Source organism: Cobetia sp. QF-1 (assembly GCF_002213105.1).
GTDB lineage: Bacteria > Pseudomonadota > Gammaproteobacteria > Pseudomonadales > Halomonadaceae > Cobetia > Cobetia crustatorum.
Window position 1 is genome coordinate 218,681 of record NZ_NBVS01000001.1, and the last position, 13,280, is coordinate 231,960.

At 58.8% G+C, this 13,280-nt stretch carries 11 protein-coding genes; 3 read left to right on the forward strand and 8 right to left on the reverse strand.

All coding sequences use genetic code 11. The features are described 5' to 3' along the window. Positions 1–117 precede the first annotated feature (117 nt). Positions 118–852, reverse strand: a complete 735-nt coding sequence (locus CFN46_RS00995; RefSeq protein WP_088742464.1) for a YqiA/YcfP family alpha/beta fold hydrolase — start codon at positions 850–852, stop codon at positions 118–120. Between the two features lie 156 nt (positions 853–1,008). Next, the gene (gene pgi / locus CFN46_RS01000) at positions 1,009–2,715 is read right to left on the reverse strand and encodes a glucose-6-phosphate isomerase (RefSeq protein WP_088742465.1); all 1,707 of its coding nucleotides are present in this window, start codon (positions 2,713–2,715) and stop codon (positions 1,009–1,011) included. A gap of 204 nt (positions 2,716–2,919) precedes the next feature. Here pgi and cmoA point away from each other — a divergent pair, with 204 nt between their 5' ends. Both cmoA and cmoB read left to right on the forward strand, forming a co-directional pair. Further along, complete coding sequence (gene cmoA / locus CFN46_RS01005) at positions 2,920–3,666, forward strand: carboxy-S-adenosyl-L-methionine synthase CmoA (RefSeq protein ID WP_088742466.1); 747 nt, start codon at positions 2,920–2,922, stop codon at positions 3,664–3,666. A 32-nt stretch (positions 3,667–3,698) separates the two neighbouring features. Next, complete coding sequence (cmoB, locus tag CFN46_RS01010) at positions 3,699–4,727, forward strand: tRNA 5-methoxyuridine(34)/uridine 5-oxyacetic acid(34) synthase CmoB (protein ID WP_088742467.1); 1,029 nt, start codon at positions 3,699–3,701, stop codon at positions 4,725–4,727. A gap of 29 nt (positions 4,728–4,756) precedes the next feature. On the opposite strand, the gene norR is transcribed toward cmoB, so the two are convergent. Next, on the reverse strand, positions 4,757–6,511 hold the full coding sequence (gene norR, locus CFN46_RS01015; RefSeq protein WP_088742468.1) for a nitric oxide reductase transcriptional regulator NorR: 1,755 nt from the start codon (positions 6,509–6,511) through the stop codon (positions 4,757–4,759). A gap of 261 nt (positions 6,512–6,772) precedes the next feature. On the opposite strand from norR, the gene CFN46_RS01020 reads away from it, so the two are divergent. Then, positions 6,773–7,975: a globin domain-containing protein gene (locus tag CFN46_RS01020; RefSeq protein WP_088742469.1), complete on the forward strand. Its 1,203-nt coding sequence runs from the start codon at positions 6,773–6,775 to the stop codon at positions 7,973–7,975. 181 nt (positions 7,976–8,156) lie between these two features. On the opposite strand, the gene cysN is transcribed toward CFN46_RS01020, so the two are convergent. From cysN to CFN46_RS01045, 5 genes are all read right to left on the reverse strand, one after another. Next, positions 8,157–9,608, reverse strand: coding sequence for a sulfate adenylyltransferase subunit CysN (gene cysN / locus CFN46_RS01025; RefSeq protein ID WP_088742470.1), 1,452 nt, complete (start codon positions 9,606–9,608; stop codon positions 8,157–8,159). A 115-nt stretch (positions 9,609–9,723) separates the two neighbouring features. Next, the gene (cysD, locus tag CFN46_RS01030) at positions 9,724–10,635 is read right to left on the reverse strand and encodes a sulfate adenylyltransferase subunit CysD (RefSeq protein WP_088742471.1); all 912 of its coding nucleotides are present in this window, start codon (positions 10,633–10,635) and stop codon (positions 9,724–9,726) included. 270 nt (positions 10,636–10,905) lie between these two features. Next, the gene (locus CFN46_RS01035; protein ID WP_088742472.1) at positions 10,906–11,640 is read right to left on the reverse strand and encodes a metallophosphoesterase; all 735 of its coding nucleotides are present in this window, start codon (positions 11,638–11,640) and stop codon (positions 10,906–10,908) included. A 119-nt stretch (positions 11,641–11,759) separates the two neighbouring features. After that, positions 11,760–12,206, reverse strand: coding sequence for a DUF1249 domain-containing protein (locus CFN46_RS01040; protein ID WP_024950694.1), 447 nt, complete (start codon positions 12,204–12,206; stop codon positions 11,760–11,762). Positions 12,207–12,486: 280 nt separating this feature from the next. Then, complete coding sequence (locus CFN46_RS01045) at positions 12,487–13,125, reverse strand: NUDIX domain-containing protein (protein ID WP_024950695.1); 639 nt, start codon at positions 13,123–13,125, stop codon at positions 12,487–12,489. Between the last annotated feature and the right edge of the window lie 155 nt (positions 13,126–13,280).

A 13,280-nucleotide genomic window follows, 5' to 3' on the forward strand; every position in this document is an offset into this window, starting at 1 on the left:
TGGTGTTGACGTCCGATTCATCTCTCATTGTCAGCAAAGCCGATAGCTGAGAAATGAACCCGATTCCTGAAGAGTGTGATGTCGAGATACTGATTGGGCAGATGCACTAGCCGGCCCTCAGATCGGTGCGACATGCAGCGAGGCCGCGACATCCGGTGCCAGCCGATAACCACCGTGCGCCATGATGGCTGGCAGATACTCCGCCAGCTGCGCAAAGCCGTGATCACCGCCCGGGGTAATCACCAATCGGCACTCTTGATAGAGCCCTGCGGCATCGTTGACGTCCAATGTCTCATCGGCCGTGGCCAACAGCACCAATGTACGCTGTGGCGTCACAGGACCGGCCTCCAATGCTGTCAGACCCGGACCGAAATCCTCGGTGACCGTAAAGGTCACACCGGTATAAGGATTGGCATGTGTCGAACCAAGCCAGGCGCTGACCAATCGAGTGGGGCGTACTGCCGGGTTGATCAGCACACTGCGTGGCCCTTGTCGCAGCACGCTCTGCTGTGGGCCCGCTGGGCCGTCGAGGCGCGCTGCCTCACGCGCCACCAGCCAGGTAGCCAGAAAGCCTCCCATCGAGCTGCCGATCACCATGATGGCGTCATCGCAGACAGGATCAGCAGGGTCCAGCGCCAGCTGCACACACAGCTCATGATAAGCCGTATCAACGGCTGCCTGACCCGCTATGGGCTCTGGCGGAATATCCGGCATTACGCAGGGCAAGCCGAACTGCTCAGCTGCACGCTGCATCAACCTGGCCTTGGGAGAGCAATTGGCCGAGTTGAAGCCATGCAGGTAGAGCAAGCCCCTGACGGGTGCTGTACTCACGGGGGATTGGGGACTGGCCATCAGTACTCCCGACACCACGCGGGCTCAAGAGGCCTCTCCATGGAGATCACTCTTGGCCCACGTCATGCTGTCTAGTGTAAACGATTGATTCGCTTATAGGATAGCGAGAATACTGTATAAATCAACAGATACCGAGACTCTTCAATACAGCACTTCTCAACGTCGCGGATCTTGTCCCTGCGCCGTCCATATCGCCTCGATCAGTGCTCGACTAGAGGCATCGAGGCTCCCGAAGCCTTCGCCACTGGTCATGGTGGCTTCCGTCGCCGTGGCAATTTGCTTGCCGAGCTCCACGCCCCATTGATCAAAGGGATTGATGTCCCAGATAGTGGCTTGCACGAAGACCTTCTGCTCATACAGTGCAATCAATGCGCCCAGCGTTTCCGGCGTCAATGTCTCGAGCAACAATGTCGTCGACGGCTGGTTACCACGATAACGCTTGTGATTCGGCTGTTCTTCGTCACCTGGAATAGCATCATCACCCAGCATCAATACGCGTGATTGAGCAAAGCAGTTGGCCAACGTCAGACGATGCTGCGCCTTGAGGTGCCCGCGAGTTTCAGCATCTTCGATGTGATCATAACGACACATCGGCGCGATGAAATCACATTCGACCGCCTGGGTCCCCTGATGCAGCAGCTGGTAGAAGGCGTGCTGAGCATTCGGCCCCAACTGCCCCCACAGCACTGGACAGGTGGAGTAATCGATCATCTCACCGTCATTGGTGACGGATTTTCCGTTGGATTCCATTTCCAGCTGCTCGAGATAGCTGGCGAAATATTCCAGGCGTCCGTCGTAGGGCAGAATGGAGTGGGCACGAATATCCAGGAAATTGTTGTTCCAGATACCGGCCAGCGCCAGCAATACCGGCAGATTGTCTTCCAGCGGTGCAGTACGGAAGTGCTCATCCAGCGTATGCGCACCGGCCAGCAAACGACGGAAATTATCCATGCCAACGTTCAGCGCGATAGGCAGGCCAATCGTCCCCCACAGCGAATAACGCCCACCGACCCAGTCCCAGAACAGCAGCTGGTGTTCCGGCGCGATGCCCCACTCGCTCATCTTCTCCGGCTTGGCGGAGGCGCCAATGAAGTGCTGACGATTGATCAGCGCTTCCAGACGTCCTTCAGGATCAAGGCGCGATCTCAGCCAGTCACGTGCGGTACGCGCGTTGGATAGCGTATCGATGGTGGAGAACGACTTGGAGGACAGCACGAACAGGGTCGTTTCAGGGCTGAGTGACTCCAGATAATCCGCCAGCTGGGAGCCATCCATGGTCGACGCGAAGTGCACACCGATCTCATGGATGCCCTTGGGACGACAATCATTGAGCGCACTGGAGACCATCAGCGGGCCGAGGTCCGAGCCACCCACACCGAGATTGACGACATCGGTGATCGGCTTGCCCGTGGCGCCGCGCCATTGGCCACTGTGAAAGGTCTCCACCATCTCGGCCAGATGCTCGAGGCTTTCGTGGATGGCCGGCACGACGTCCTCACCATCCACTTCCAGACTGACGGAGCGTGGCAGGCGTAGTGCGGCATGCAGGGCCGGGCGGTCTTCCGAGCGATTGACATGCTCACCGGCCAGCAGACGCTTGATGCCCTGCTCGACACCCGTCTCGCGCGCCAGCTCCAGCAGCAGCTCAAGCGTCTTGCCGGTGAGGCGCTGCTTCGAGAGATCCAGGCGCAGACCTGCCGCCGAACGCGTGAACATGGCCACCCGGTCGCGACCCTGCGCGGCATCATCCGCGAACAGGTCCTTCAGGTGCACGTCAGCCATCTGCTCTTCGTGATGGCGTGCAAGGGCCTGCCAGGCCTGGCTGTTGCGGCGGGCAGAACGTGCTGACGATGGAGTGGACATGGCCACCTCTCTCCTTGAAGTGTATCGACCGGCCCTGCATGGCCCGGCCTGAAATCGGTTGATGGAGGTATCATCGATCTATCGCGACGGGTGCGTCACGCGCCCTGAGTGCGTAGAATGGCGGGCCCAGCGGGGCGCTCAGCCCAGCCGCTCCACGGCCACTGGCATGTCGCCCAGGCCCATAGCCCGATGAAGCCTTGATCCATGAGTGATGCATCTTACCGTGACGCGATATTTACGACACCCCTTGACCGTGTTGCCAGCTTCTCCTTTGACGAACAGGTCGTCAGCTGCTTCCCGGACATGCTGCGCCGTTCGGTGCCGGGGTACGGTCAGATCATCGCCATGCTAGGGCTGATGGCACGGGCTCATCTGCGCCCTGGCGCGCGTGTTTATGACCTGGGATGCTCACTGGGCGCTGCCAGCATGGCACTGGCCCGCGAGATGGCACCAGAGGATATCGAGATCGAGGCAATTGACCTCTCTGCGCCAATGGTCGAGCGCGCCAGTCGCGAGCTGGCCGAGGCCTTCCCCGAGCATCGCATCAACGTCAACCAGGCAGATATTCGCACTCTCGACTATCAGCCGGCCGGCATGATCGTGGTCAACTTCACGCTGCAGTTTCTGCCGCCAGAAGACCGTGACGCCGTGATCGACAAGCTTTACGCGACGCTGGAGCCCGGCGGCATGCTGATCCTCTCTGAGAAGATCATCAGCGATGATCCCGTCGAGAATGCCTGGCTGATCGAGCGTTACCACGATTTCAAACGCGCCAATGGCTACTCGGATCTCGAGATTTCGCAGAAGCGCGAGGCATTGGAGGATGTGATGAAGCCGGACAGCCTGAACACGCATCATGCCCGCCTGGCGCGCGCCGGCTTCGTACGTAGCCATACCTGGCTCCAGTATCTGAATTTCGCCTCGATGGTCGCTTTCAAAGCTGCTGATTGACTGTCACGCCCTGCATGGACCAGACCTGCCGCATGAGTATTTCCCCCTACGATCGTGATCTTTACCGCGCCTTCACTGAGCTTGCCTGCGAACCGGGCGCCATCGGCGACGGCTTTGCTCGCTGGCTGGGCGCCCTGCCCGTTCAGCTGACGGAAGGCCTGGATCGCAAACGTCACGCTGACCTCAAGGCCTGGCATGGGGCACTGGAGAAGCTGCCGACGCTACCCATCGAACGCGAGGTGCAGCTGGACGCCGACCGCGTGGGCGCTCGCTTCCCGACAGGCCTGAGCACGGGCCAGCAACGCCAGAGCGAGAATCTGCTACGCGCCATGATGCCGTGGCGCAAAGGCCCCTATCAGCTCGACGAGCTCTATATCGACACCGAATGGCGCTCCGACTGGAAGTGGCAGCGCCTTGCGCCGCATCTCTCGGACCTCACTCACCGTCGCGTGCTGGATGTCGGGGGCGGCAATGGTTACCACGGCTGGCGCATGGTCGGCGCTGGTGCTGCCTTCACGCTGGTGATCGACCCTTCCCCGCGCTTCTACTGCCAGTTCCATGCCGTGCGTCACTTCATCGGCGCGGACCACCCCCAGGGGCGCAATCTGCACTTCCTGCCGGTGGGCATCGAGGACGTCCCCGCGAAGATGGCTGCCTTCGACACCGTGTTCTCGATGGGGGTGCTCTATCATCGTCCCTCGCCGATGGATCACCTCTTCCAGCTGCGCGATGCCCTGCGCCCCGGCGGAGAACTGGTGCTGGAAACCCTGGTGGTGGAAGGTGACGTGACGACGGTACTGATGCCCGGCGAGCGCTACGCCGCGATGCCCAACGTCTACTTCCTGCCGTCCTCTCAGGCGCTAGCTCACTGGTGTGAACGCGCTGGCTTCAAGGACGTGCGTATCGTCGATGAAGCCATGACAACGCTTGATGAGCAGCGCGCCACCGACTGGATGGCCTATCACTCACTGAGTGATTTTCTCGATCCGGATGACCCCAGCCTGACCCGTGAAGGCCATCCCGCGCCGCGTCGTGCCGTACTGATTGCCACTCGCGCCTGATCCGGCGCGGGCATCATGCATAGGCAGTGCTATATCACTCCAAGGCGCCTAGCCTGACGATACAGATTTCCGCGATCGACCTTGAGGCGGCGTGCTGCCTCTGCCCAGTTGCCCTCACAGTCCTGCCATATCTGACGAATGTGCTCACGCTGAAATCCTTCAGTCGCATCGCGAAGACCGGCTTCTTGTGTGGGCACATACACGGCACTCTGCCTCTTCTGGCATACGTCATCGCTGCCTGCCACCGCCTCCCCGAGCTTACCTTGCGCTCGCGAGGCTGAGCCTGCACTCTCCGCGCGCTCTGGCGACGTCGATCCGACCTCCAATGCCAACAGCTCCGGTGTGATCACCACCAGCTGCCGACCGTCGGCGCGCGACTTGGGAGCCTGAGAGAGACGTGCATGCAGTGCGGCGCGACTCACGCAATGGTCCAGTTCACGCACATTCCCCGGCCACGGATACTCACAGAGTGCCCGCTCTGCCCCCGGTGTCAGACGCAAGTTGCCCAACCCGAGACGGGTGCGGTTGTGTTCAAGAAAGGTACCGGCCAACGCCAGCAGGTCGCCACGCCCGCGCTCGCGCAACGGCGGCACCTGCAGCGGGTAGACACTCAGACGATGATAGAGGTCTTCGCGAAAATGCCCAGCAGCGACTTCGGCCTCAAGGTCACGGTTGGTTGCCGCTACCACGCGCACATCTACCTTGACGACCCGATCACTACCCAGCGGCTGTAGCTCGCCCTCCTGTAGCACTCGCAGCAGCTTGGGCTGCAGTGATAGCGGTAGCTCCCCGATCTCATCGAGCAGCAAGGTGCCGCCATCGGCCATCACGAAGTGGCCACGATGGTCATGCGTCGCCCCTGAGAAGGCACCGCGGCGATGGCCGAACAATGCACTCTCGACCAGATCTGGTGACAATGCCGCACAGTTGATACGCACCAGAGGTCTGGCCGCACGACGGGATGCGTCGTGCAGGCGCTGAACCACACCCTCCTTGCCTACACCCGTCTCGCCCTGAACCAGCACCGTCATGTCGGTATCGGCGACGGCCTCCAATTGAGCTTCCAATCGTGCCATCGCCGGCCCGCGTTGCGGACAGCTCATCAGTGTCACCGGTGACAACGCCTGTGGGCGTGGCACAAGCCCCTGCGTATGCGTGGCTTCACGCTCACGTACCAACATCAGGCAACGCAGTGGCAACGACAGCAACCCTCTCAATTCAGCGTACTCTGGCGTTTGGCTGAACGATGGCTCGCGCATTTCCAGAGGCTCTAGTGACTCCACCTGTGCCAGTGGCGCAAGAACACCGGGCGTCAGCGCATCGAAGGTCATCACCCCCAGCAGGATGTCACCATCACGCAGTGCGATACCGGCACAGTCGTGCACCAACAGATCATGCTTTGCATTGTCAGCCGTCTGATGCTCATGCGCTTCACCCAGCAGGCCATCAAAGGGATCAGGCAGGTCACAATCCGTTGCAAAACGATAGACACCTTTATGCCCAGCAATCGCTTTGAGGCGCGGATGCTCAGCCAGCGGAAAGCGACGTCCTCGCACTTCGGCAGGCAACCCGAATATGGCGAGCGGCACCAATTCATCACGCTCGGGTAGATAGCGCATCAGCGTCGCCGCCTCACCAGGCACCTGATGCATGATTGCTGTCAGTAGACGTGACCATGGCAATGGCCGTTGCGTCAGTTTATTGGCATCAGCCAGGTGCACGGCCAGCCAATCGGCCAACGCGGCAATAGGGTGATCGTACTCGGGGAAACGCTCATCAGGCATCAAAACCTCACATCACGCAGCAGCGTCAGGATATCTGGCAGCGCGCCCGGCAATATCCAAGACAATGCCGGACGCATCAAAAATGATGTCATTATCACATCTATCGTGTAAAAAACACACAACTCGAATGCGTGTACTAAACACATCATCTCTAACCAAGCCGCGGCATCAATACTGCCAATAGTTGGCACGCTATTTGCTGTATAGGAGTGCCTTTACGCCAGACTTCATCTCGGCTTCTCTCTACGACAAGGTACCGCCATGCTGACCATCGCCCAGGAAGACCTCATCGCCGCCACTGCTCCCGTGGTAGCTGAGCATCTCAATACCATCACCGCGCGTTTCTACCCGCTGATGTTCGAGCGTTATCCTGAGGTCAAGCCGCTATTCAACCAGACGCACCAATCCAGTGGTGGGCAAGCTCGCGCCCTGGCGGGTGCAGTACTGGCGTATGTTGGTGCCCGTCATTCCCGCGAAGCAGTCAATCGCCTGCTCGCGCCAGTCATCAGCAAGCATGTGTCGCTCAACATTCTGCCGGAGCACTACCCCATCGTCGGTGAATGTCTGATGGCGGCTATCGGTGAAGTACTGGGTGACGCCGTGACGCCGGAAATCGCCGATGCCTGGGGCGCACTCTACGGTGAACTGGCGGACGTACTGATTGCTGCCGAGCAAGGTCGCTACGACAGCTTTGCCGCGACGCGTGGCGGTTGGCAAGGGTTGCGTCGTTTCCGCATCGCTCGCCTGCACGATGAAAGCAGCGAAATCCGCTCGCTGTATCTGGAACCTCTGGAGGGCCCGCTGTTCTCCTTCACGCCGGGCCAGTACATCGGCATGCGCCTGGTGACACCTAACGGCGCCATTCATCGCCACTACAGCCTGTCACATACGCCTAACGATGCGTTCTGCCGCATCTCGGTCAAACGCGAACCACATGGCCAATCAAGCAACTACCTGCATTCATTGACGGTCGGCGACGAAATTGATCTGCTGCCGCCGGGTGGTGAGCTAACGCTCGGCGACCACCAAGGCCCGGTATTGCTGCTGTCAGCGGGGGTTGGCCAGACGCCCATGTTGCCGCTACTGGACGCCGCACTGGCCGCTGGCCGTCAGATCATCTACCTGCACGCTGCGCGTAATCCTGACGTTCATGCCTTCGATGCCTCCCTGACAGCACTCGCTGCTCAACATCCTGACCAGCTGCACTATCAAGTGTGCTACGAGCAGGCTGACACTCTGCCAAGACACGCCCACCTGGGAGTGATCGAGCGCGACTGGCTGGCCAGACAGCTCGTAGACAACAATGTCAGCGCAGAAGCACTTGAAGCCTTCGTCATCGGCCCACATGGCTTCATGCAGGCCATGATCAAAACGCTGACGACTCTTGGCGTACCGGTCTCTCACTGCCATTACGAGCACTTCGGGCCGTCAATCACGATCACCGCTGAGCCTGCTATCGCCTGATACAAGCTCGCTTAGGTGGATAATCCTGAGCGAATGGTGACCAAAAACACCTCGATAAAAAGCCCCCATGACCTTACGGTCATGGGGGCTTTTTCTATCACCAGCTTCCTATCGTACAAGCCGTGTTGTTATTGCGTGCCCAGCGTTATTGTTATCTCGTATCTCGCTTAACGAACCTTGCTCAATGAGCCCGGCCCAGCAACTCGCGGATATCGCGCGCTTCCCAGTGCGGGAAGTGCTTACGCACCAGCGCATTGAGATCAGACTCAAAAGCAGCCCAATCGGTCTGGCGAGATGACTGCTGTCCTGCCGCACGGCCGACGCCACGAATCATACCTGCGCCGACAGTGACATTGCTCAAACGGTCGATGATGATAAAGCTACCAGTACCCGGAATTGAACGGTAATCATCCACCGGCACGGACTGCGTCAGTTCAATCTGAACGCGGCCGATGGCATTGAGCGCGAGACTCTCGCCAACGTGATGCTCAAGTGTATTGACGTCGTAGAGATAGTCGATGGCACTGACCTGGCCAGTCAGATCGCGTGTTGCCAGCTTGATATCGTACTGACGGCCCGCTTCCAGCGGCTTCTCATGCATCCAGACGACATCGGCTTCCAACGCATTGGCGATAGGCAATTCGGCATCTGCCGCCACCAGCCAGTCACCACGCGAGATATCGATCTCGTCATTCAGGGTCAGCGTAATGGCCTGACCCGGATAGGCCACGTCAAGATCCCCGTCGAATGTCACGATACGCTCGATGGTCGAAATCTTGCCTGACGGCAACACCTTGATGCTGTCACCGGGACGCGCCACACCTGCCGCCAACGTGCCACAGTAGCCACGAAAGTCGAGATTGGGCCGGTTGACGTACTGAACCGGGAAGCGCAGATCGCTGAGATTCTGGTCTTGCGTCAGCTCGACGGTTTCCAACACTTCCAGCAAGGAGGGGCCTGCCTGGCCATCGACGGTATACCAGTCCAGTGACGGGCTACGATTGACGACGTTGTCACCCTTGAGCGCAGACATCGGCACGAAGCGGATATCCGGTGCATTCAACTTGTCAGCAAATTCTTGATACTCAGCGACAATCTCGTCAAAGCGCGCCTCGGAGTATTCGACCAGGTCCATCTTGTTGACCGCGATCACCAGATGCTGGATACCCAGCAGGTCGGCGATGAAGCTGTGACGGCGCGTCTGGGTCTGCACACCGTAGCGAGCATCGATCAGGATGATCGCCAGGCTCGCGGAGGATGCACCCGTTGCCATGTTGCGGGTGTACTGCTCATGCCCCGGGGTGTCAGCGATGATGAACTTGCGCTTGTCGGTAGAGAAGAACCGGTAAGCCACATCGATGGTGATGCCCTGCTCACGCTCGGACTGCAGGCCATCGACCAGCAGCGCCAGATCGACTTCGTCACCGGTGGTACCGCTGGTCTTGGAGGCTTGAGTAATGGAAGCGAGCTGATCTTCATAAATCAACTTGGAATCAAACAGCAAGCGCCCAATCAGGGTCGATTTGCCGTCATCGACACTGCCGCAGGTAATGAAACGCAGCAGATCCTTTTGCTCATGTTCTTGCAGATAGGCTTCGATATCCGCGGAAATCTTGTCTGACGCGTGGGACACAGTCTTCTCCTTGCCGCTGTCATGCGCCTGATGAGATCGGCGAGCCTTCGTAATATGAGGCTACAAGCCTGCTCATTAGACGATATTCAATGAATTCAGAAAAACGAGTGTTGGCTTAGAAGTAGCCTTCGCGCTTCTTCTTCTCCATCGAGCCCGCCTGGTCGTGATCAATCGCACGACCGGAGCGCTCGCTGGTACGCGTCAGCAGCATTTCCTGGATGATTTCCGGCAGGGTCGCGGCAGTGGATTCCACGGCGCCGGTCAGCGGGTAGCAGCCCAGGGTACGGAAACGCACGGACTTCATTTCCGGCACTTCGCCTTCGGCCAGCGGCAGGCGGTCATCATCAACCATGATGTCGAGACCATCGCGCTTCACGACTGGGCGCAAGGCGGAGTAGTACAGCGGCACGATCTTGATGGATTCAAGATAGATGTACTGCCAGATATCCAGCTCGGTCCAGTTGGAAAGCGGGAACACACGAATCGACTCACCCTTGTTGATCTTGGAGTTGTAGATGTTCCACAGCTCCGGGCGCTGATTCTTCGGGTCCCAGCGGTGGTACTGGTCACGGAAGGAGTAGACACGTTCTTTGGCACGCGAGGCTTCTTCATCACGGCGTGCACCACCGAAGGCGGCATCAAAGCCGTACTTGTCGAGCGCCTGCTTGAGACCAGCAGTCTTCATGATGTCGGTGTACTTGGCACTGCCGTGATCAAACGGATTGATACCCGCAGCAACCCCTTCCTGATTGATGTGCTCGATCAGCTCCATGCCCACTTCCGCGGCCATCTCATCGCGGAACTTGATCATTTCCTGGAATTTCCAGGTGGTGTTGACGTGCATCAGCGGGAACGGCGGAACGCCCGGCGCAAAAGCCTTGCGTGCCAAGTGCAGCATCACCGCAGAGTCCTTGCCGATGGAATATAGCATGACCGGATTGGCGAACTCGGCCGCCACCTCACGGATAATGTGGATGGACTCGGCCTCGAGCTGCTTGAGGTGGGTCTGACGTTCGGGGGTAAGCATCGCGTGCGGCAACCTCGTGAGCGCTGGGAGTCGCCCCGAAAGGCGGCCCGTGACAATCAGTGGGCGTGCCCGCAGGTCAGGTCGATCGAGCAGGTAGATCCAGCGCCTCACTCTCACAGACCGCCCACGGAACATGCTGAATACTGACACGGTAACCGCACGACCTTGATAACGTCAAAGAATCAGAAACTATCTTTTAAGACCAAAAAGGCATATTTAATCCACCATCGCCTGCGCATGTCACCCCTGCGACGCGCAGCACGCTGCCGTTCACAAGCTGACACGCTCCACCCAGGTCTCGAGTCGCTCACTGTCGAGGTCCACGACTCTGAAGCCCGGGCGAGCCGCTTCGTCAACCGCGAAGTCATGACTGAGAGGTGCAAACTGGTCCGAGGTGGAAGGCACGCCATAGACGGCCACATTGCCCTGCTCACTGGCAAATGCCTGGTGGATATGTCCACACAGCACAGCCTTGACCTGCGGATAAGCGCTCAATGTCTCCCAGAAGACATCACGGTCGGCCAGCCCCAACGCATCCATCCACGTCGATCCAATCGGCAGCGGATGATGATGCATGGCCAGCAGGATCGGCCGCGGATCTTGTTCAAGCGACAATTCCAATGACAGCGCCAGCTCGGCCAGTTGATCACTCCCTAACTCACCACCGGCCTGGCCTGGAACACGCGAATCGAGGCACAGCAGGCGCCAGTCACCGAGGTCCAGTTCGGAGTGAAAGGGGCGCAGCTCCTGCATGAAATCAGGATGGTCGTGATTACCCGCAAACCAGAACCACGGACAACCGACGCTATCAAAGGCGCCAGCGGCTAACCGATAAGAGGCAGGGCTCTCATCCTGACTGACATCGCCGGTCACCAGCAGAATGTCCGGGCGCAGGCTCGCAGCATGCGCTATCACTGACTCCAGCTGATGTAACGGAAAACCCAGTCGTGAACGCGCTTCAGGATTAGCGCGCAGGTGGCAGTCACTTATCTGTATCAGTCGCATCAGTCTCTCGAGCAGACGGGGCAGGAGGTGTAGGAACACCAGCACAGCAAAGCCATCGCGGCGTTGTCATGGCAAGGGGATCAGTAACCAACCAGTTTAGCAACACGGCTCAACAAGCATCAGGGCAACTCGGGGACATCAGCCTGCCCGAAGGCTTGCACGTGAGTCAGCCACTCTCCCAGAAAGCGATTGAGCTGAAGCTTCTCATCCGGCTGATGCATGCGTGGATTAGGATAGCGATTACGTCCTTCGAAATGACGCTGACGCTGAAAGTCAGTGACTTCCGCCATGCGGACATCGTGATAGAGATGCACACTCATGCGAGGTGAATCGATGATGTGATCGAGTACGCCCGTCTGGGCTACCGTCACCATGGTGGTGTAAGGCGCGCACTCGACGACTTCCAACAGCAAGGTGCCGAAATCGCCTTGGCTGCCAGATAACGGAAAGGCAAAGCTGTCACCGGCCTCAACCTTACCGAGGATACGTGTAAGGCGTAGATAGTTGGACCCGCACTCAGCATGGAGTGCTTTAAGGTCAGCCACATAGGCTTTCTTGACCTGCATGGGCGAGCTCCTTGCGAACCTGTTGTCTTCTGCCACGGTAATGGTTCGTGGCAGGAGAAGATATGGAGTGAAGTGCACTGTCTTGAGGTCAACCTTTTCAACTTCAAGCCTCGAACCTACACCTTGTGCACCTGCCCTCTTTACTCAGGCGCCTCAAAGATGAAGCCTCTCTCGAGATGAAGCCAAGGATAGCAGCTCTTCTGGCGTCGGCCAGATTCACAGCGTGAGCCAGCAGGGCTTGCCAGACGCCGATCAAGTGGTGTGGCTCAGTCAGCACGGCTCAAGCTTTCATCACGCGAAGAGAGGCGCGCTCTTTCAGCAACCACTGCATTGCCATGATGGCCATGGCATTACCGAGGCGGCCCTGTTCCAGTAGATCCACCGCTGCCTGAAAGTCGAGGACGTGAACACGGATGTCCTCATTCTCTTCAGCCAACCCATGCACACCGCCCACCCCACTGCTGTCACACAGCCCGATGAACAGGGTGACTTGTTCAGTACAGGCACCTGGACTGGGATAATAACGATACAGCTCAATCAGCTCTGAGAGCTCGCACCCAGCCTCTTCGTCTGCTTCGCGGCGCGCCACTTCGGCAGCGCTCTCGTCTTTATCTACCAAACCGGCAATCGGCTCCAAACTCCAGGGAGTCCGCTCATCGTCGAGCATGCCTGCACGTATCTGCTCGACGAACACCACGCGATCATGCACGGGGTCGTAGGGCAATACACCGACGGCATCATGGCGTACGTGCACTTCGCGATTGATGACATCACTCCAGCCACCATTGAAGCGCCTATGACGCAACTGACGTTGCTCAAGTCGGAAGAAACCTTCCTGCAGTACTTTGGTTTCGACATTTTCGACATCCGCATGCGCGAATACCTGTTCACCTGCCACGTGCTCTTGCCTATCGCTCATGCATCCTCCTTGGCTGAAGCGCCATTATCCCGACCACTGACAGCGCTGACCAGCCCGCACCTCGACGTCAGAGACTCACCTCACATCTTGCCAATACGACGCTGCCCGGGCGGAAAGTCCGCTCGGGCAGCAAGAAAGTCTACATGTTCGTGGCT